At 58.3% G+C, this 20,152-nt stretch carries 10 protein-coding genes; 8 read left to right on the forward strand and 2 right to left on the reverse strand.

Annotated elements, in window-relative coordinates:
- Window positions 1-4 precede the first annotated feature (4 nt).
- Window positions 5-1,456 (reverse strand): pyruvate kinase, encoded by a 1,452-nt coding sequence (pyk, locus tag JZ00_RS14630; RefSeq protein WP_039591415.1) that lies wholly within the window; start codon window positions 1,454-1,456, stop codon window positions 5-7.
- Between the two features lie 224 nt (window positions 1,457-1,680).
- On the opposite strand from pyk, the gene JZ00_RS14635 reads away from it, so the two are divergent.
- Both JZ00_RS14635 and JZ00_RS14640 read left to right on the forward strand, forming a co-directional pair.
- Window positions 1,681-2,055: a tetratricopeptide repeat protein gene (locus JZ00_RS14635; RefSeq protein WP_039591414.1), complete on the forward strand. Its 375-nt coding sequence runs from the start codon at window positions 1,681-1,683 to the stop codon at window positions 2,053-2,055.
- 273 nt (window positions 2,056-2,328) lie between these two features.
- Complete coding sequence (locus tag JZ00_RS14640) at window positions 2,329-2,688, forward strand: PilZ domain-containing protein (protein ID WP_039591411.1); 360 nt, start codon at window positions 2,329-2,331, stop codon at window positions 2,686-2,688.
- 79 nt (window positions 2,689-2,767) lie between these two features.
- Here the strand turns inward: JZ00_RS14640 and JZ00_RS14645 are convergent, their stop codons facing one another.
- Window positions 2,768-3,133 (reverse strand): DUF6124 family protein, encoded by a 366-nt coding sequence (locus JZ00_RS14645; protein WP_039591410.1) that lies wholly within the window; start codon window positions 3,131-3,133, stop codon window positions 2,768-2,770.
- Window positions 3,134-3,575: 442 nt separating this feature from the next.
- Here JZ00_RS14645 and JZ00_RS30885 point away from each other — a divergent pair, with 442 nt between their 5' ends.
- From JZ00_RS30885 to JZ00_RS14670, 6 genes are all read left to right on the forward strand, one after another.
- Window positions 3,576-4,559 (forward strand): hypothetical protein, encoded by a 984-nt coding sequence (locus JZ00_RS30885; protein WP_152668435.1) that lies wholly within the window; start codon window positions 3,576-3,578, stop codon window positions 4,557-4,559.
- A gap of 136 nt (window positions 4,560-4,695) precedes the next feature.
- Window positions 4,696-5,211 carry a hypothetical protein gene (locus tag JZ00_RS14650; protein WP_052742319.1) on the forward strand — a complete coding sequence of 172 codons (516 nt, stop codon included), beginning with the start codon at window positions 4,696-4,698 and terminating at the stop codon, window positions 5,209-5,211.
- Between the two features lie 1,000 nt (window positions 5,212-6,211).
- A complete protein-coding gene (locus JZ00_RS14655) occupies window positions 6,212-8,008 on the forward strand; it encodes a hypothetical protein (RefSeq protein ID WP_152668436.1) in 1,797 nt (598 codons plus the stop codon).
- Window positions 8,009-8,155: 147 nt separating this feature from the next.
- Entirely contained in the window at window positions 8,156-11,788 is a 3,633-nt protein-coding gene (locus JZ00_RS14660) for a Tc toxin subunit A (protein ID WP_039591409.1), read from the forward strand.
- Between the two features lie 5 nt (window positions 11,789-11,793).
- Window positions 11,794-15,852 carry a Tc toxin subunit A-related protein gene (locus tag JZ00_RS14665; protein WP_039591406.1) on the forward strand — a complete coding sequence of 1,353 codons (4,059 nt, stop codon included), beginning with the start codon at window positions 11,794-11,796 and terminating at the stop codon, window positions 15,850-15,852.
- A gap of 5 nt (window positions 15,853-15,857) precedes the next feature.
- Window positions 15,858-20,152: Ig-like domain-containing protein (locus JZ00_RS14670; protein ID WP_052742322.1), on the forward strand; the 4,295-nt coding region annotated here is incomplete at its 3' end.

The raw sequence follows: 20,152 nt of genomic DNA on the forward strand, positions 1-20,152 counted from the left end.
ATCATCAAACCATCGGGTCGCCAACGTGCAGGATCTTCATCCCGTTGGTGCCGCCGGTGGTGTGGTAGCTGTCGCCCTTGGTCAGGATGACCCAGTCGCCTTTCTCCACGACGCCGCGTTTGGTCAGTTCATCAATGGCTTTCTGGCTGACTTCGTGCGGCTCCAGCGAAGCCGGGTCGAACGGAATGGTGTACACGCCACGGAACATCGCTGCGCGTGCCTGGGCTTCGCGGTGCGGGGTGAACGCGTAGATCGGCACCGAGGAGCGGATACGCGACATGATCAGCGGGGTGTAGCCACTTTCGGTCAAAGCGATGATCGCCTTCACGCCCGGGAAGTGGTTGGCGGTGTACATGGTTGCCAGGGCGATGCTTTCGTCGCAGCGGGTGAATTCCTTGCCGATGCGGTGGCTGGAGGTCTTGCCGGTCGGGTGCTTTTCAGCGCCGATGCAGATGCGCGCCATGGCCTGCACCGCTTCGAGCGGGTAGAGGCCGGCGGCACTTTCGGCCGACAGCATGACCGCGTCGGTGTAGTCCAGCACAGCGTTGGCTACGTCAGACACTTCGGCGCGGGTCGGCATCGGGTTCTGGATCATCGACTCCATCATCTGGGTCGCGACGATCACCGCTTTGTTGTGGCGGCGTGCGTGCAGGATGATCTTCTTCTGGATGCCCACCAGCTCGGCGTCGCCGATTTCCACGCCCAGGTCGCCACGGGCCACCATCACGGCGTCGGAAGCCTTGATCAGGCCGTCCAGGGTTTCGTCGTCGGCCACGGCTTCGGCGCGTTCGATCTTGGCCACCAGCCAGGCGGTACCGCCGGCTTCGTCGCGCAATTGACGGGCGTATTCCATGTCCGCCGCGTCACGGGGGAAGGACACGGCCAGGTAATCGACTTCCATTTCCGCGGCCAGCTTGATGTCGGCCTTGTCTTTATCGGTCAGGGCCGGCGCCGTCAGGCCACCGCCGCGACGGTTGATACCCTTGTGGTCCGACAACGGGCCGCCGATGGTGACGACGCAATTCAATTCAGTGGCGGTGGCGGTCTCGACGCGCATCACCACGCGACCGTCGTCGAGCAGCAGTTCGTCGCCCACGCCGCAGTCCTTGACCAGGTCCGGGTAGTCGATGCCGACCACCTGCTGGTTGCCTTCGGTCAGCGGGTGGCTGGTGGAGAAGGTGAATTTGTCACCGATCTTCAATTCGATGCGCTTGTTGGCGAATTTGGCGATGCGGATCTTCGGGCCTTGCAGGTCACCCAGCAGGGCAACGAAACGGCCATGCTTGGCGGCCAGGTCACGCACCAGCTTGGCACGAGCCTTGTGCTCGTCGGGCGTGCCGTGGGAGAAGTTCAGGCGGGCAACGTCCAGGCCAGCCAGAATCAGCTGTTCGAGAACTTCCGGCGAATTACTGGCCGGGCCAAGGGTAGCGACGATTTTGGTGCGACGGACGGACATGCAGGACTCCTCAAGTTCAAGCGCCAGCGAAGGCTACTATGGTCTTTGGGTGTAGTCATTGTTCATGTGCACTACTTATTCGTTTCTTTTTCGAAATGAACATTCCTGAAAATTTTTGCGCCTTTTAACTACTAAAGGCGAACATTGCGCTTGTGGCGAGTAGTTTCGGGCTGAAGATTTTCTGGCCCGGGTCGATAAAGAGCTCAAGACAGGAGAACCTCCCCATGCGATTCGTGCTTTTTATTGCCTTGGCCTTGAGTGTCACGGGCTGCACCCGTTGGTCGATGAACCACCACATGAACCTGGCCTACAAGGCCTACGAGCGCGGCAACTGCGAGCAAGTCATGCTTGAGTTGTCCAAGGTCGACCGGGCCAGCCGTGCCCGCCGCTATATGCAGCCGGAAGTCTCGATGATGCGCGGCCAGTGCCTGGAGCGTCAGAAGCTGTACGTCGATGCGGCGCAAACCTACCAGTTCATCCTCACCCAGTACCCCAACAGCGAATATGCCTACCGCGCCCGTGCCCGGCTCGAAACCCTGCAGAGCCTGGGCCACTATCCGACCCGCAGCGCCTCGGCGATTCGTCCCACGGCGTTCTGACCAGCATTGAATTGAAACCATTGGCGCGAGGCAGCTGTCGGACCGATGACCGGCAGCTTTTTTCGACTGGCCCTCGCCTGCGCATGGGCTATATTTGTACAAGTCGTGACTAGGGCTGGCGCTCTAATTTCGTAGCGTCACCTGTGACCGGTAGCATTTAGCCAGCCTCGTTGCGAGCGTCTGGCACCGGGATCGGGGAGAGCGGGCTGGCCTGGGCTCGTTCCGAAATACTCGTTGGCCGCGGAATCGGTCATCAAAAAAGCGATACAAGACATGTACAAAGATCGTCGAATTGCACGACATGAATTGTCGTACTGCCTTGAGGTCTTCAATGGTGTCAACGGAAAACCCATCGGGTTCTTGGGCAATGTTTCAGACGATGGCCTGATGCTGATCAGCCATTTGCCGCTGATGGTCGGCGCAGAGTTTGACCTGCGCCTGAAGTTGCCAGCCGATGATGGGCCCCAGCAACACATCAAGTTGAAAGCCACCTGTCTTTGGTGCTCGGAAGACGTGACACCCCAGCATTTCGACGCCGGTTTCAGCCTGCAATGGGCGCCACCGGAATATGGCTATCTGGTGAGTGCGCTGCGGCAGTACTTCAGTTTCTACCCGATGTCGGCCTCGGCTTGAGCTGCTTGCCGGCATAGCCACTGTGGGAGCAAGCCTGCTCGCTCCCACAGGGTGGGCCATTTATCTGTTCATTGCGCCCTCAGCGCTGCACCTTCGCCTCGCCATCCAGCAACTTCTCCAGCAACAACACCCCCATCTCGCCCATCTGGTGAATCGCCAGGGCCAGGTTGCGCGGGGCGCCCTCCAGATCGTCGGATAAATCCAGGATCAGCGTACTGACCGAGCAGAAGGTTTCGTAAGTGTGCGCCAGCACGCCTTCGGGGTCGGCATCGGGCGCGACGATGAAGTAATCCAGCTGTCGTTGTGTTTTGTCCGGCTTGCCGGCGTTGGGCTTGAGGTAATGGTCCAGGGCTTTTTGCGCGGCTTTGTCGAGCTTCCGGGCTTCGGCTGTCTTGGGGGCAGGGCGTGGAGCGGTTTTGGGGGGATTGGGTGTTGGCTTGATCATATTCACTTTTCCGTATTGAGGCTGCCACCCGGTTCGCGACTAAACGAAGGGTGGCGGCTGGACGCAGGTTAGTCGACCGGTGGAAAAGTGAAGCCCGGCGCGCCCGGGGGCGCCCTGCGAACAGCCACCATCAAGTGCGGGGAGGGAACCCGACTGGATGACGCTTGTGCACATCACTTTTGCCACTGGGCGACTAAACCCGATCGCTGAGGTGTCAGCGACGCGAATCACGTTACGGGGCAAGGCCAAGGCGCACAAGCCGGCGGATTCTGGCGGATCTGTAGTCCGTTGCGCAAGGTTGTGTAGTCAGTTGGGGATTGCCGGGTGTTGCCGTTGGTCGGGACTGTCAGATCTGTCAGGTGTGGAGCGGTCCGTCGTACCTTTTACTGTGCTCGGAATCGCTCGGCTAATCGCCAGCTTTAACGACATAAATAGGTGACTGATGAGCACTGACAATCATCTCGAAAAAGGCGAACCAGAAAATAATAGTAATCCGGAAAATGGCGGCGAAACTAAGGATGCCGCAAAGCGGAAGGGGTGGGCACCTAAACCCGGCGCCAAGATCAAAAGCGTGGAGAGTGGCCCTGCTGTTATTGTCAAACCTGATCCGCCATACATCACTCGCCCTGTCAACGGGGCGACTGTACGGCCTGACTTGACTGTCTTAGGTGGAGGTTTGCATCAAGCTGAAGTTAAGGTTTATCAAAGCCGTACGGGGAAAGAATTATCTAGTTCGACTTGGGTTGATGGTGATGGTAGTTGGCGAAGAACGTTGTTTGAGCCTCTGCCAGAGGGAGAGTTTTTTTTGACTGCCAAGCAACAGTTAGGTGGTGAGTGGTCGGACTGGGCTGAAGAAGTCAGAGTAAACGTTGTTGCGCCCTCGCCGCCGCCTCCGGTGATTACGGCACCGCCTGAGAACAGTTTTCAGGAGAGGGGATTTGTGCTGCAAGGTAACGGAGGTATCGCGGGGGCTGATATTTATGCGCTCATAGATACGAGAGGCGATGAAGTTGGTAATAACCTCTTGACAGGTGTCAATTGGAGTTGCCCTGTTACAGTCACGCCAGGGCCCTGCTCATTGGTTGTCATTCTAAGGAAAGATGGGACAGACCTATCCGGACGTAGTGCCCCGCGAGCGTACAAAGTTCGTCCACCTGCGTTGACCCATGTCACCGTTACCCATCCAACCGAAAGCACTATCAAATTTTCAGGCGACGGCAATATCGACGCAACGGTCGAAATCTCGCTGGAAAGTGACCAATCCGTCACGCCACCGCTTTCTGTAGAGGTGAGAGAAGGGAAATGGGAAACCACGGCGCGTGATTGGCCGCCCGACACGTATTACCTGAAGGTGATTCAGAAACTACCAGATCGCGCAAGCGGTTGGATTGAGTCTTTACCGCATAGTTTTACTGTGAGTTGGTAACTGCCGGTACAAGAGATAAGACATGAAGCGGAAAGGACTGACGCCAATCGTTGCTCAGGAATGTCAGGTTTGACAGGTACCTGAATATTTCATCCAGGACCAGGTTGACCGAAGTATCAACACGAGAGCTCATACTATGAAAAATGAAACCCAAGCCGATATTAGCACTGAAGAACTGGCAGGCCCACAGTTGGAAGAGAGAGAGCGGACCAGAGCGGCGCTATACGAAGAGTTTAAAGAGGTCAGCTCTCGCGATATTAAAGCGAAGCGCCACCAATCCATTCCATGGGTGACAGAGACAGTACGGGTGCAGACGGGTAATTTTGTGGGGGAACTGACTTATGATTATGCATTTAAGGACGGGCAGTTCCACTTTCAAACAGTCGAATACAAAATAACTCGCTTGAACGGGCAGTCGGGGGGGAATAAAGCTAACATAAATATCTTGCTTTGGAATGATGTGGGCGGTTACACGCAGTGGGGGCATAACTCACCCGATGCAATGTGGCAGGATGGTCTTACGCATAACTATCCCAATGCTCAGGTCAGTCTCAGGGAATGGGGTTGGACGACTGTGTGGGTCGAATTCATATTTGACAAGTCAGGGGGTGATCCGCGTAAGAGTACAACGAAGCAATATGTCAGGAGTTAGAGGGGTGCGGATTTTATCATGATATGCGGGAGGTATGAGTATGACACAGAATAAAGATTCCGCTCCCCAAGCCGTTGTAATTACGACGCCTACTAATAATGGTTATGCGAGAAACGCGAATATTCCAGTGAGTGGAACGACAACCGGTAGTACATCCTTTGTAGTCCGGATGTATAAGGGCGTTGAGCAAGTCTCACAACAATCGACAACGCCGGCCGGTAGCCGTTGGGATACTTGGATCGAAAGAGGAGGGCCTTTCGCACCGGGGCAGTACAGGCTTGAAGTCAGCCAACCTCCCATGAGTATTACAGTCAACTTGCGCGTCACCCCCGTCACGATCACTGCTCCCCCGTCCGGGGAGGTGCCAGACAAGCAGTTTATCGTCACCGGAACGGGCGGCGAACAGGGCGTAGGAATCGTCACCCTACACAACGCCTCAGGCGACGGGCTTATCGCAACTGCCCAGATCAGCAGTGCTGGGAGCTGGACCGCAACGCTTACTCATGACAGTTATGCCACCCCATTAAGCTTTTACGCCAAGCAGACCATCGGAGTCTACGAGTCCCCAAAATCCTCAGTGGTCCGAGTAGAGCGGCGCCTAAGCGCACCTCGCATCACAGGGCCGGCGGCTAACTCGGTTCAAGACGCGACCTTTACACTCTCTGGTGACATGGGAGCTGGGGGCGCTAGGGTTCGTGTGTTCCGAGAGTTTCCAGAAGCTGAGGTCGGTAATGAAGCCGTGACTCAAGCAAACTGGACCTGTCGTGTTACCGTTCCTGCAGGACCTTTTTCGCTGAAAGTACGTCAAGAAATCGGTACCAGAAAGTCACTGTTCGGCGTTCCTGTTAGCTTTCGTATTCGTCCCCCCAGATTGACCAGTGTCACCGTTACCCACCCAACCGAAAACACCATCACATTTTCAGGCGACGGCTATACAGACGCATGGGTCCAAATCTCGGTAGTCAGTGGCCCGGATGTCACACAACCGGAAGCTGCGCAAGTGATAGGCGAGCATTGGGACGTCAGCGTCCGTAACTGGCCGTATGGCATCTACGACCTTAGTGTCATTCAGAAGGTATCGGACAACGCCGGTGGCTGGATCGAGTCTCAGCCGTACACGTTCACCGTTGATTGCACGCTGCCGGACGTCAGCGATGTGACGTATACCCCGAATTATCGGCCGACGTTCTCGGGTAAAGGTTTCAGCGGCGCCACGGTCAAACTTGTTAACTCCCCTGACAATCCGAGCGATGTCGCGCCCGAGGCGCTGGTGCACGACGGCGAGTGGTCCAGCGAGGCATCAGAGGAGTGGGGGCCGACGCTCAAGGGCGAAGTGCATATCAAGCAGTTCCTGGGTTGCAAGGAGTCGGCGAACTGGGTCGAAGTCGAGGTGACGATCCCTCCGTTGGCGCCTGTCATGAACGAACCGGTTGAGAATGGTCTTTCGCCGAATCTCAGCGGCACATGTTGGCCTGGCGCTGTCCTGAAACTCAAGTACAGCGACAGCGATATTGAGCATGCCGTTACCAACAACAACGGCGTTTGGAGCTTCCGCCGCGAGACGCCTTTCGAACTCGAAACCCTCCACACCGCAACGCTTATCCAGACTGCGGCCGAGCAAGATTCACCGCCAGCATCAAGGACTTTCACGGTTTCTGTACACATGCTCAAGCCGGAGATCACCTATCCCGAGCCCAATGCCGAGGTGGGCCGCAATGTGACCATCCAGGGACGCCAGGGTATGGCCGGGGCCACGATGCAATTGCACGATGTCCAATTTGGCCGGCCTCTGGGAGACCCCAAGTTGTTGACCGCCGACGGCGAGTGGTCAATCCAACTGACTGGGCTGGCGTTTCGTAAGTATTACCTCGATGCACAGCAGACCCTCGGTGAGGGCCCATCGGAGCGCAGTGATCGGCTGGAGTTTACGGTAGTGCTGTTGCCACCGGAATTCGACGTACCGCAGCCGGGCGGCAATTTTGCGCGTACTTCATGGTTGTCGGGCAAGGGGATGCCCAATGGGGCGGTCAGCGTCTGGCTGCAGGGCGACGACGCACCGTGGCTTGAGCGCATACCTGTTGATTCCAATGGTGACTGGTCGCGCGAAGTGACCTTGCCCGTGGGCGAAACCACGATCCGCGCCCGGCAATTCTTCCGGGACGAGAACGATGGCGATCAGACGTCTGCCGACAGCCCATGGCTGACGTTCAACGTCGTCCCAGCCGCCCCTTACATCGAAACCCCCTGCGCCGGTGAACACATTGGCCGGCGTGTCGTGGTGTCCGGTTTCGGCGTACCAGGGGATACGGTGGAGGTGAGGTTGGACGACACGGACTTGACGCTTCTGGCGCGCAGCTCGGTGCTGGACGACCGTACCTGGTCCGTCACGGTGATGCTCGATCAGCCCGGCGGTTCCCATGGCCTGGTGGCCGTGGCGCAGAGCGAGGGGTTCGAATCCGAGGACTCTGAACCTCGCATGGTGGTGCTGGGGACGTACCTGGCGTCCATCGATATGCCGGCGACAGGCGATTGGCTCGCCAACCCGGTCGAGTTCAAAGGCCAGGGCCGGCCGGGGATTGGGCAAGTGGTGAGCGGGTACAACCCTGATCACGTCTTGGCGGCGGATCTCATAGTCGAGGACCGCGGTTGGCAGGGAGTGTCGACACAGGTGTTGTCCGCTGGCGGCCATTGGTGCCGATTCAAACAAACCCTCGACGACGGCGGGGAAGACGGCACGGTTTCCGGTTGGGTGGAGAGTGGGCGTTTCGAAGTCCTGCCGCCTTCATCGCCACCCTGATGTCGCGCGTCCGATGGACGGCCATATGAACTGTCAGATCTGACAGTAGCCGATCAGCGTTCCGTGGCGCCCAATGTACTCAGCAAATGCAATGGCCTGACCGCTACGTCAGGCCGTCCAGGTTACTGTCGACTCAAGGAAACGGTCATGGCGGACTCCCAGCCGGCTGTACAACTGATGAATCAGTTATTCAGCCAAAAGCAACGCACCGAATACGTCGCGCTTGGTGAATACCTCGAGAAAGGTGGCTCGATCTTTCCACTCGTGGAAAACGGTGTGAAAGGGCTGGTGAAAGATTTCGGTGTAAGCCCTGATGATGCCCGTCAGTTTTTGCGCCGGGCCAATAGCATGGCACTTTACGTGAGGCGGCAGTTCATCGAGCACGGGTTGCATGATACCGGAACTCAGGCGCAGAGCAGCCCGCGCAGCGGATTGTTGTCGATGGTTGACGGGCCTACTTTCAACACGCTGTTTAATCCCGGCTTTGACCGCATGTGCCCACCGCAAGCGTTGGAATCCATCACGTCACCGGTCGCGTATCTGATTGAATTGTTGAGGTGGATCGAGACGCGTATCGAAACGGTGGGTGAGGAGGACGAGAAGCGGCCCCTGCATGATCGGCGTACGGACCTGAAACCGCTGTCTATCGATTTTAATGCGGTGCATCGATCGATTTCGGCGGTGGACATTATCGTCCCGGTGCTGGAAGCCTTCATCGAGGCGCATGAACCTGAGGAGCCTGAGAGGGATCTTGAGGACGCCATGACCGAGGCGCGCTATCCCAATGGCCTCCCTTATTATGAACACTGGGTCACCCTGGACACCGTCGCACGTCATCATGGTTTGTCGGTGGGGGATTTCGCCCACCGGGTAAACCCTTCGTTTCCTTATTTTTTAGGGGGTGACGCCTGGAATGACGCTGCGGGGCACGCCCTGGCGCACGCATCGCGGCTGGGGCCTTTTCAACGACAGTTGTTGATGGAGGACGCTCCCGATTTTGACGATAGGGACGTGTATTACACCAACAACTTCGGCACTGATAACACCTACAAGCCGATCAACCTCCGCCAAGTGGATTTCTTCGGCGAGCGAACAAAACTCGATACACAAGGTCTTGAGGCCTTGTTGTCGGTACGCCGCTTCGCGCCCGTGCGCTCTGCCAATGTCAAGACATACCTCGAAGCAGAGGCGCCCGATGCACCGGAAAGCGGCCGCTCCGGATCGGTTTACCTCAATGCCAACGCTCATCCGGCTGTGCACATTACAAGTGGTGGGGCTTCGTTCTCGCACCGACTGACACTGAACGACGAAGAGCCCAATGGACTAATAGGATTCGACCGGATTAACCGCAAGGTGCGTCTGGACCAGTGGCTGATGTTGCCGTCCGAGCAGGTGGATGCATTGCTGGTCGCCGCCATCCGCGCTGACGTACGGGGGAGCGCAACGGACGGCACCTGGTGGATCAGCGAGGGCGTCGTGCATGCGCTGGGGCTGTTTCAATCGCTACGGGAACGTTACAGCTGTACGGCTGCGGATTTTGCCGTGTTTATCGACGAGCTGTCGATTTACGGTCGGGGTGAAAAGCTTTCGCAGTTCGATCAGATATTCAATAACCAGGGGGATTACCGCGACCCCTTGATATTGGACAGGGGGGCTTTTCCCCTCATGCCCGACCCCGGAGTGCCCGACCTGACGGTCGCCAAGCTGTGCAGTGCACTGAACATCGATCTCAAAACCTATGCTTACCTGGCTCAAGCAATTGCCGAAGCCCATAACATCACGGATGGTCTGCTGTTGCGCACGCCTGAAATCGTGTCCAGCTTCTACCGTCTCGTGAGGCTGCCGAGGTTGTTGGGTATCACGCCGGTCGAAGGCATCCTGATGTTGACGGTACTGGGCGGCAAGCCCTGGCTCAACGGTCTGGCGGGCTTTCCTCAGCTCAACTCGACGCCAGGTGATACAGCCACGGTCGAGCCCCCTGATGTGCTTTATCTCATCTGCGCCATGCAGGCATGCACGCAGTGGTGTGCCGATCGCAACTTTACCGTGCTTTGGATGTTGCAACAGCTGTCGCCGCCAGACGCCCGTGCAGCCACTGATGCCGAGCGCCAATTTTTTGATCAGGTGCTTAACCTGTTGCCTGGCGTGCTGTTTACCGATTCAGCGCTGTTGGCGGCCGGGGTGCCCGCGTTGGCCGGCGCCAGTTGGCTGGATCTGTTGACGGCATTGGTCGATTCCGACGGGTTGGTCATTGCGTATCCGGGTACCGAGGAGCAATACCTGGCGTATGCGCGGACCACGCTCGATGACGCGGTGAAAGATGGCCTTGGCGAAGGGTTCGACTCCGAACGTCCGGCCATTGTCGAGAAGATGCTGGCCGTGCTGTTGCAGGTCAGGGGGGCGCAGGCGTCCGTGGTCAGGGAAACCCTGGCGGTTTATGCCGGGGTCGATTCGGCGCAAGCCATTCATGTGCTGGCATGGGCAGATGCCACGGTGCATCGATTGTTGCATCAGATACTCGTACGCGCGCCTTCGGATAACCAGCAGCCCTCGAAAAGACGCGACGAAGAGTCCGATCCTTTGTTGCTCTTGCTGGCTGACGTGCGCCGCCGGGGGGCGGTGGTGGCGAAACTGGCGCTGAGCGCCGAATTGTTGCAGGACTACCTGGATTATGGCCATGAAGCGTGGCTGGGCCAGGACAATAAGCATGCGTTCACGATCGGGACGCTCTACTACCTGACCGTACTCACCCATGCGTTTGAGCTCAGTGAGCAGCCGGAGCAGCAATTGCTCGATTACCTGCGCGAGGTCAATGCATTGCCTTCGCCTTTGTCGGGAGACGCCCTGTCGTTGGTCCAGCAAGCGGCGACCATCAGGCTGGCCGAGTTTTTCAACTGGAGCGTTCAAGACGTACATGAGTGCATCCGTCACATCGCTCCGGGGGATGAAATTCTCAAAAAACTGGCTCAACTGGATCTGTTGATGCGGGTGCGGGAGCTGGCGGCGCACACCGGCATGGATGCCGTGACGATTTTTTTGATCGGCACGCTGCCCGAGGTAATAGACCCAGCGGCCTACAAGGACGCCGCCGAGCACGCATTGCTGAGCATTTCCGAATCGAGTCCCCCAGCGGCGACTGTCAACGAGGCTCTGGCGCAACTCGCGACCTTGACCATTGTGGCGAGTAAAAACGAGGTGGTGCCCAATAAACCCGATGAGAAAATCATCTACACCGTCACCCTGAAGGACGGCTCCGGGGAGGCGTTGAGCGGGGTATTCATTCACGCAAGCGCCACGCTGGGCACGATTGAAGACGTGGCGACGGACCCTGATGGCAAGGCTGAGCTGATATTCATGCCGGGCAAAGTGATGGGTACGGAAAAACCACTGTTCTGGCTGGACCTGTTTGAACCGCAGCGCGGGCCTACCGTCAACCTCGTTGCCGACCAGCAAACGCTTCAATTTCCAGCACCGCTCAAGTCAGCGGTACCGCTGGCAGAAGTGGCGTACGGCCAGGAAGTCGAACTCTACGCCACGATGGTGGACAGCTATAGGAACCTCGGTAAACACGCTCGGGTGCAATGGTTTGCCGAACCAGCTGAAAGGGTGGAAGGCCCCGCCCTGGTTATACGACCCGGACAGGGTTTGACCAACGAGGAGGGGCTGACCCGGGTATTCGTCTCCAGCCCGACCGGTGGAACGTTCGCCATCTCTGTCTTGAGTGCAGACAGTGAAAACGCGGCCGAATTCGAACCCATTACATTCGCCAACCCGGAGTAAAGACCATGGCAAAGGAGACTGTTGGAGAGCTGCTCGAAAAACGTCGCACCGCCCTGGTCGACTATTGCCTGGGCCTCGATACAACGAGGTTCGGCTTTATGAAAACCCCGGGGGATCTGTTCGAACTGTTGCGCATGGACCCACTGGACAGCTACCCGGTGCAAAGCTCCTGGGTCGCCGAAGCCACCAGTTGCGCCCAGCAATTTATACACGCCGCTTACCGAAAGTTGGAACCCGGCTACGCCGAAGTGGAGTTCGACAAGGACGACCTGGCCACATGGGAGCTCTATAACAATTATCCGGATTGGGCAGCGGTGCAATTGATCGCCCTGTATCCGGAAAACTTCATCAACCCCTTCGTGCGGCAACGCAAGACCAGCCTGTTTAAAGCCCTGGAGAACAACCTCAACCAGGCGCAGCTCAATAGCGATTCCGTCCAGCTTGCGCTGCGAGAATACCTGCAGTCGTTCGAGCAAGTCTGCAACCTGGAAGTGATCAGTGCCTACATGGACGGCGCCACGCCCGAGCGGGCCGATTATTATTTCGTCGGTCGGCAGCGGGTACCGCCGTTCCAGTATTTCTGGCGCAAGGGCAAAGTCGAGCTTTCGACCGCTTGCGAGGCGATCAATCCGGCGGCATGGAGTGAGTGGCAGCCGGTGGTTATTCCGACGGGCGCAACGGTCTTGGACATGCGTCCGGTGTTCTGGAACGGCCGGCTTTGCCTGGTCTGGGCGCAATGGCGAGACGAGGTGGAAAGACAGGGCACCGGCGAAGGCTTGCCACCCCGATTGGACATCGAGGTCGCATTCATGACCCAGAACGGCCAGTGGTCGGCACCACTGAGCTTGCACAGCTCCGCGCAGACAGGGGACATGCCTACGGGCGCCCGGTTGATTGCAACTTTGTGGACTGATCATGAGCATCCCAAGGGCCGGCTCGGTGTCATGCTGATCTACGGGGAAAACAAGACGGTATCTGCGGTGCGTGACGTGTTGTTCCGTCCGGTGGCTTGGGACGATGGCGGCTGGTTGCTCAAGGCTGCCCAAACACGCTTTGTCACGGCCCAGACGGTCCAGCATCCGCTGATGAACCAACCAACCATGATCGTAACCGATGATCCGTCGGGCAGCCTGACGCCTTACTTGGGCTTGCAGGCCGTGGCGTTTCGCGTGGATCATGACGACAAATTGTTTGTACAGGGCTTTTGCAGGCCGACGGGTTTATCTGGTGGCCCTGTCTCCCTGAAATTGGAGTTGAATAACGGGACTCCCAATGACCCGCAACCGATTGTCAAAGCGTTTCCAATCGCCGGCGGCTGGAATACTGACTGGCTGGAGTTAAGCCGGGGCGAAGGCTCCTGGCAGAATCCGGATTTCTTCTTGGGTTCTGAGGATGCAGCGACTGGCCTTGGGCGGAAGAAATTCCAACTGACGATCAGTAACCTTACCGATTTCCCTCCCGTGACGCTGCTCAGCAATACGCTGGATGCGGCGCAGTTCCTTTCCTTCAATCAGCCAGGGCTGGTGCTTAAATATGCCCGTCTGAATTCGCTGTTTGGCCCCGAGCTGGTGCAGCGTTCAAATATTTCGGTCGACGCCGTGCTGGATTGGGACACGCAATTCTTGCAGGAGCCGCCGCCCCTGGGTGTCACTGATTTCCAGGAGCCCAACGGTGCCTTCAACGGCGCCAACGGGCTGTTCTTCTGGGAGCTGTTTTTTCATTTGCCGCACTTGGTGGCTGTACGCCTGCGTGCCGAGGACCGTTTTCTCGAAGCGCAAAAATGGCTGCACTACCTGTTCGATCCGCAAGCGCCGGCAGATCTGCAAGACCGCTTGATTGAAAATCCAAAGCCTTTGTATTGGCGCTGCCGGCCGTTGGAGGGTTCCGGCAACGTGGGTTGTGAAGCCGATAACCCGACCGATCCTGATGCCATTGGTTACTCGGCGCCTAGGCATTTCAAGATCCTGGTGTTCACCGAGTACGTCAAGAATCTAATGGAATGGGGTGACTGGTACTACCGCCAACTCACCCGCGACAGCCTGGTGGCGGCCAAGCTCTGTTATGTCCAGGCCGAGTTTCTGATGGGCAAGGCGCCCGAGATTCGGACGGTCAACCGATGGGAGACGGCCAATGTAGCCAGCCTGATGGACAGTGCCGGCTCGCGACCGGCACTTGAACACTTTGAAACGAACCTGGCGTTCAGCCTGGCGGATTTTCCGGCGGCGGCCGAGGCCCCGCCGCTGTTGGGGTTGCTGGCAAACGAACCATTCCAATTGCCGATCAATGAGCAATTGCTGGCGCTGTACGAGTCACCCGGTCAGCGTTTGCGTAACCTTCGCAACAACTTGACCCTCGATGGCAAGCCACTCGACATTCCGCTGTTCAGCCCACCGACTGATCCCAACCAGTTGTTGCGTGATCTGGCGGCCGGTGGCGTGGGGGGAACACGACCCATGGGCGGACGCCTGGTGGTCGGCGCCTTCCGTTGGCGGGTGTCCTTCGAGACGGCGTTGCGGGCCGTCCAGGGCTTGCAGGACTATGGTGGCCAGGTGTTGCGCTTGCTGGAGCAGCGAGACCGGGCCGAGCAGGAGGCACTGCAGCAAAGCCACCTGGTGGAATTGGGAGCTTATGCGCGCACCGTTCAAGAGCAGAGCATCGATCAGTTGCAAGCAAGCATGGTCGCGCTGGAACAAAGTCGCGCCATGGCGCAAGAACGAGCCGAGGATTATGGGCGCCGTCATGACGAGAACGTCTCGGCGGTGGAATACGAGGTCATGGAAAACCTGCAACTGTCCAAAGGGCTGCAATTGGCCTCGTCGAGCATTAAACCGGCGGCAGCGGCAGTGGCGGCGCTTCCCACCATCTTCGGCCTGGCCTCCGGTGGACATCGTCTGGACAAAACGTTGGACGCGGTGGCTTTCGGGCTGGGCGTAGCCGCTTCTGTCGTGGAAATAGACGCAAATAAACAGGCCACCACCGAGGGCTACCGCCGTCGCCGCGAAGAATGGCGACTGCAACGCGATCAGGCGCTGGCGGAGGTGCGGGCAATCGATGCGCAAATCACCGCGCAGACCCATGCATTAAAGGCCGCGCAAACCACGTTGGCTCAGACCTTGAGGGCCAACGGCCAAGCCCTGACGGTTTATAACTTCATCAAGAAGCGCGCGACGAACACAGAATTGTTCGGTTGGTTGCTGGGGCAGCTCAAGGCGTTGCATTACCAGGCGTATGACGCAGTTGTCAGCTTGTGCCTCAGTGCCCAGGCCGCACTGAGTGCCGAGACCGGTGACTACGATACGCAGACTACCTTCTCCCAGGTCTGGCTGGACAACCGCCACGGCCTGACGGCCGGCGAGCATTTGCGCGGTCATTTGCTGCGCATGGAGCGTGAATACGTGCAACGTCATGAGCGACGGTTGGAACTGACAAAGACCGTTTCCCTGCGGCGTCTTTTTGATGACCAGGTCGAGCCCCAAGCCGGCGTACAAAGCTGGGACGCGGCATGGACAAGTTTGAAGGTTACTGGGGTTCTAGAGTTCGAACTCTCCCAATTGCTCTTCGATCGCGACCATCCGGGGCATTACTGTCGGCAAATCAATTCGGTCGAGGTCGACCTGCCTGTCGTGACGGGCCCCTTCGAAGATGTGCGGGCCACCTTGCTGCAAGTCGGCAGCATGATCGCTACCCAGGCGTCGGTCCAGTCGGTGGTCTATCTGCACGACCCGGCGGGCGGAGTGGCACCTGCCGACGTCCAGATCAACCTGCGCAGCGGGCAGCAAATCGCCCTGTCGACGGGGCTCTCAGCCAACGGAATGACGGCGCTGAAGCCTGATGAAGGCTTGCTCAATCCATTTGAGAACACCGGTGTGGTTTCTCGCTGGGTGTTGAATTTTCCCTGGCCGGAGAAGCCGCTCCAATCGCGAATGTTGTTGTCCCTGACTGACATCATCGTGCGCATTCGCTACACGGCGAAAGCCGGCGAGCCGACTTTCACGAGAGCTGTCGAGGACCGGGTCACCGAGGCTGAACGCTCTGGTGGGCTCAAGCGGATTTCGAGGGAGTAAAGGACATGGGTAACTGGGTCAGGGCCAATGAAAGCCTGGTGGTGAATGGTGATTTCGAGAGGGGGTTCGAAGGGTGGATAAAGGTCCTTCCGAGTTGGCTCTCCACCAACTCCGAAATGTATAACGGTGAAAGGATTAAATATCTGTCGGCCGGCAACCGTTCCTCGGTCAGTCAGTCACTGCAAGTACCGAAAGACCCGAGTGCCAAGGTTCGCTACGTGCTCACGTTCCTGTGCGAGATGCGGCATACCCTGGCGGGCCGGATGGTGGTCGAAGTCGGCGGGCAGGACGAAAAACAGGAGATTGCGTTGGTGCCCGGCGAACCCCGGGATGCATCGCAGGATCAGGCTCGGCTGCAAAAAGAGACGCCATTGGAGTTCAAGCCAAAAGAATACAACGTCCCCCTGGATTTACCTTTTACTGATGAAGACACACTGATTATCAGTGTGCTCAGCCCTCCCAACGATGCTGGGGACTACACGTCCGCCGTTTGCATCACCCGCATCAATCTCCAGGTGCACCTGGAGCCTGCTGTCATTGAAAGGCTCAGGCTCGATGAGCAAACCCTCGCGCCGACCGGTTCTCTGTACGTGTGCCAGGGGGCTGAGGGCGTGCTGGCCCATAGGCTGACATTCGAACCCGAACCGGAAAGCGTCTGGCGAGGTACCGAGGCCGCGCTGACCAGCGACGACAACCCGATGGAAGCGGTCGTCTCCAGGCCTGCCTGGGGTCAGGACCAACCGATGGAACGGCCCTGGGAACTCGAATGTCCGCTGATGGATGATGAGGGACCTTATCTGTTCTCGATGAACCTGCTCAACCAGTACACCGCCGAGCCTTATCCGGTCCAGGTGTCGCTGGGGCATCATCGGCTGGACTTTCTAAAGGTGCGCGAAGCGGCCTACTTCCCGGTGCTCGAGTATGAACAGAGTGTGCGGCTGGGGGTCCAGGTTGCTTCGCATTACACCCGCCAACCTTTGGCTGGACGGACGGTGAGCTGGACCGCCGCCCCCGGGCAAGCCAAGACGGATGCCGTGACCGATGCCCAAGGCTGGGCCTATTACGACTACAAGCCGACCCAGGCCGGCCACATGGACGTCGAGGCGTCGGTGGAGAGCCTTTATTACGCAGCCGGCGTCGTGACCAAAACCCTGGCGGTCGAGGTTCTGGCGACCGACCCCTGGAAAGACTTGCTGGTGGTCGTTGAGGGCGAGGACGCCCGGTGGGAAGAAAAAACCGGCTACCCGAACCGGGGCTCGGACTATCCGTTGGAGCTGAAACTGCCGGCCGCCAGCCCACTGCAGGGAACGACGCTGGCGCTGCATTGGAACGGCGATTCCCATGAGCAACTGGGCGTCACTGTCGAGCCGGCGCTCGAAACCGCGGTCCCGGTCAGCGACACCGGACTCACGTGGACACTGACGAGCGACGATCGTCTGGACGGTCGGTTCTCCCTGGAACTGACCTGCTCGAAACTGCTGCTGCCTTCGCCGAAAAAAGCAATGTCGTTGGCGCGTAACCTGGTGAAGGTCGGCCAAGTACGGGAGGCCAACAAGTTTCCGGTCGTGGACGAGAACGAAAGTGTTTTGTTGCGGGTGCAGGTGGTCCACGTGCTTTCAAGCGGTGACGGGGATCCGGTCGTCAATGCGCTGGTCGAGTGGAAGACTGCGGATGGACCGATTTCCACCGTTCCCACGGGAGCCGGTGGCTGGGCGAGCGTGCTGTACACGCCGCAGAGCGCGGGGGACAAAATCGTCACCGCCAGCGTCAAGGCCCATGCCGAGGCGGTAGCGGTGGAGCGGCCCTTCAACGTGGAGGCGATCGCCACCAGCCCTTGGAAAAACGAGGTGACGATTCTGCTGGATGAAGACGAAGTCAACCGCAACAGCCTTGGGGTGCTTTGTCGACGCGGCCGGACCCATACACTGAAAGTTGTACCGAACGCGGGCAGTAGTTGGGTCGGTAAAAACATCAGTTTGCATTGGCGCGGTGATGCACCGGACATCGGACTGGAGCCTGGTGATCTTGGGGTGCCGAAGCCACTGGCGGCTGGCGGTACCTCATGGAGTCTTCGGTCCTACATCGCTGACAGTATCAGCAGTCTGTTTGACTTGGAGCTGCGCCTTGAGAGTGTTTCGGTCAACCGGGAGTTGGCTGGGCGATTGGTGTCCGAGGATCTGGCCGAAGAAGTCAGCCTAAGGCTCGACCAGGTAGCGGCAGAGTTCGATGCCCAGGCACTCTATCCATGCCTGGGGACGACTCACCGTTTCAGTGTCTTGCCCAACGCCTTGAGTCCATTGGTGGGGCTGGAGTCGATGTTGGGTTGGTCGGGGACCTCTGCCGAGCAACTGAATGCAAGCGTTCAACCGGCCTTGAACGAGGTGCAACTTGTCAGCGACGGCGGCGCGATCTGGACGCTGGACTTTACCGCCAGTGAACAACCGGGCCAGTTTGCCTTGGCTTGGACACTGCCGGCGTTGGACTTTGTCGCGACCGCAAAACCAATGAGCTTGGGGCATAACAAAGTCAGGATCCAGGCATGGCGCGATTCGCCGGTAGATCCGGTGGTGGGGCAGGATGCGGCGTGGCTGTGGGTCCAAATTGTTTCCCATTTCACCGGGCGCGTCGTCGAGCAGGTGCCGGTGCGTTGGACAGGGGGGGCAACGCCAAGTGAAGCCGTTACCGACGCGGCTGGCTGGGCCGGGTTTGCACTGGAACCGTCCAACGCTGAGCCCCATGAAGCCACCGCGTCGGTCACCAGCCTTTATGACGGCTTCGAGGATCGCCATGTCCTGACGGTCACGCCGCTGGCAAGCGATCCGTGGTCTGAGCTGACCGTTGAATTTGACGGTGCATCGCCGCAGCGCTGGGGAGACAAGACGTATTTTCCGCGTCGCAAAAGCAGTCACAACCTGAAGCTGCGAGCCCCACAGCATAGCCCGTTGTTTGAGCATGAGGTGACATTGGGCCTGACGGGGACGGGACCTGCCGAACTGGGCCTGAATTTTCTCCCTGATGCCCTGGGCGTGCCGAGAAAACTGCTTGCGCAAGGGTTGGACTATGACTTCAAGGTCAATGACCTCAAGGACGGCAGTTTCGCCTTGCGTTTGTCGGCAACGCGCCTGGCGAGCTTGTCGCCGGCCAACGCCATGTCCGTGGGGACCGGTTCGCAAGTGCTGAATCTGTTCTTGAGCAACAACGTTCTTCAGGTTCTGGATTGGGGGGGCGAGGTTTACGCGGAGGTCAGGTTGCGCTCGGCGATCAGTGACAAGCCAATGGTGGGGTGGACAGTGACCTGGCGCGCCCCTGACCTTGGCGAAGTGACTTCTGAAACCAACTATTACGGCGTGGCGCGGGTGCGCTTTGTGCCCACCACGCCCGGGGCGGCACAGCTGACGGCGACGGTTGGCGACGTGGTGTATTCGGAGTCGGTGACGTTGCCCTATGTCTTGAACGAGCCCAGGAAAATAGAATCGCTGACAACCCCTCAGCCAGATGCCCAATCGGGGGAGCCGGTTTCGGCGGTTGTGACTGTGGTATCGGCTATGACCGATGAGCCTTTGCAGCACGTTGAGGTGAAGTGGGAATACCCAGGCCTCACATTGGCTCCGACCTTTACGGATGCCGACGGGAACGCGTACGTGGAATTCACATTGCCTGAAACCGGCGGAGGGCTTCTGGAAGCCATTGTGCGCGGTGGGTATGCAGGATGGGAGGTGAGACATTTGCAGTTTGGGGAGGAAGCCGTTCCATCGCAGCTCGTCGTTAAATTCGACGAGTTTTTAATGGATTTCGGAGGCAATGCCTATCCGTGTCATGGCGCTAATCACATGTTCACTGTGCGGCCTGAATCTACCAGCCCGTTTTTGGGTAAGCAGGTAAAACTGACGTGGGAGGGAAAATCCGACGCGGAACTTGGTGTGCAGGTCAGCCCTTCATTGGATGTCGCCCAATTGCTTGCAGCAGAGGGGGTCACCTGGGAGTTGGACTGCCTGCATACCAGTCAGAACGGGAATTTTTCCTTGCGCTTGGAGGCGGTGGACTCAGGGCTCACGTCCGAGAAGTTGGCTATGTCGTTGGGGCACAATCTGGTGAATGCTGAACATTGGAGGACGGGGCCATTTGTAGATGACCCAGGTGACACGTTTTACAGGGTTCATATTCGTGCCACGTCCAGATTTTTAAACGCGCCGGCACCTCGTGTTCCAGTACGGCTGAATGGGAGTAACTACACTGATACCGATGCTAAAGGCGAGGCCAGCGTCATTGAGTATGAGGGTGAGGGAAAGCATCTATCGAT

The organism is Pseudomonas frederiksbergensis (genome assembly GCF_000802155.2).
Classification (GTDB): Bacteria; Pseudomonadota; Gammaproteobacteria; order Pseudomonadales; family Pseudomonadaceae; genus Aquipseudomonas; species Aquipseudomonas frederiksbergensis_A.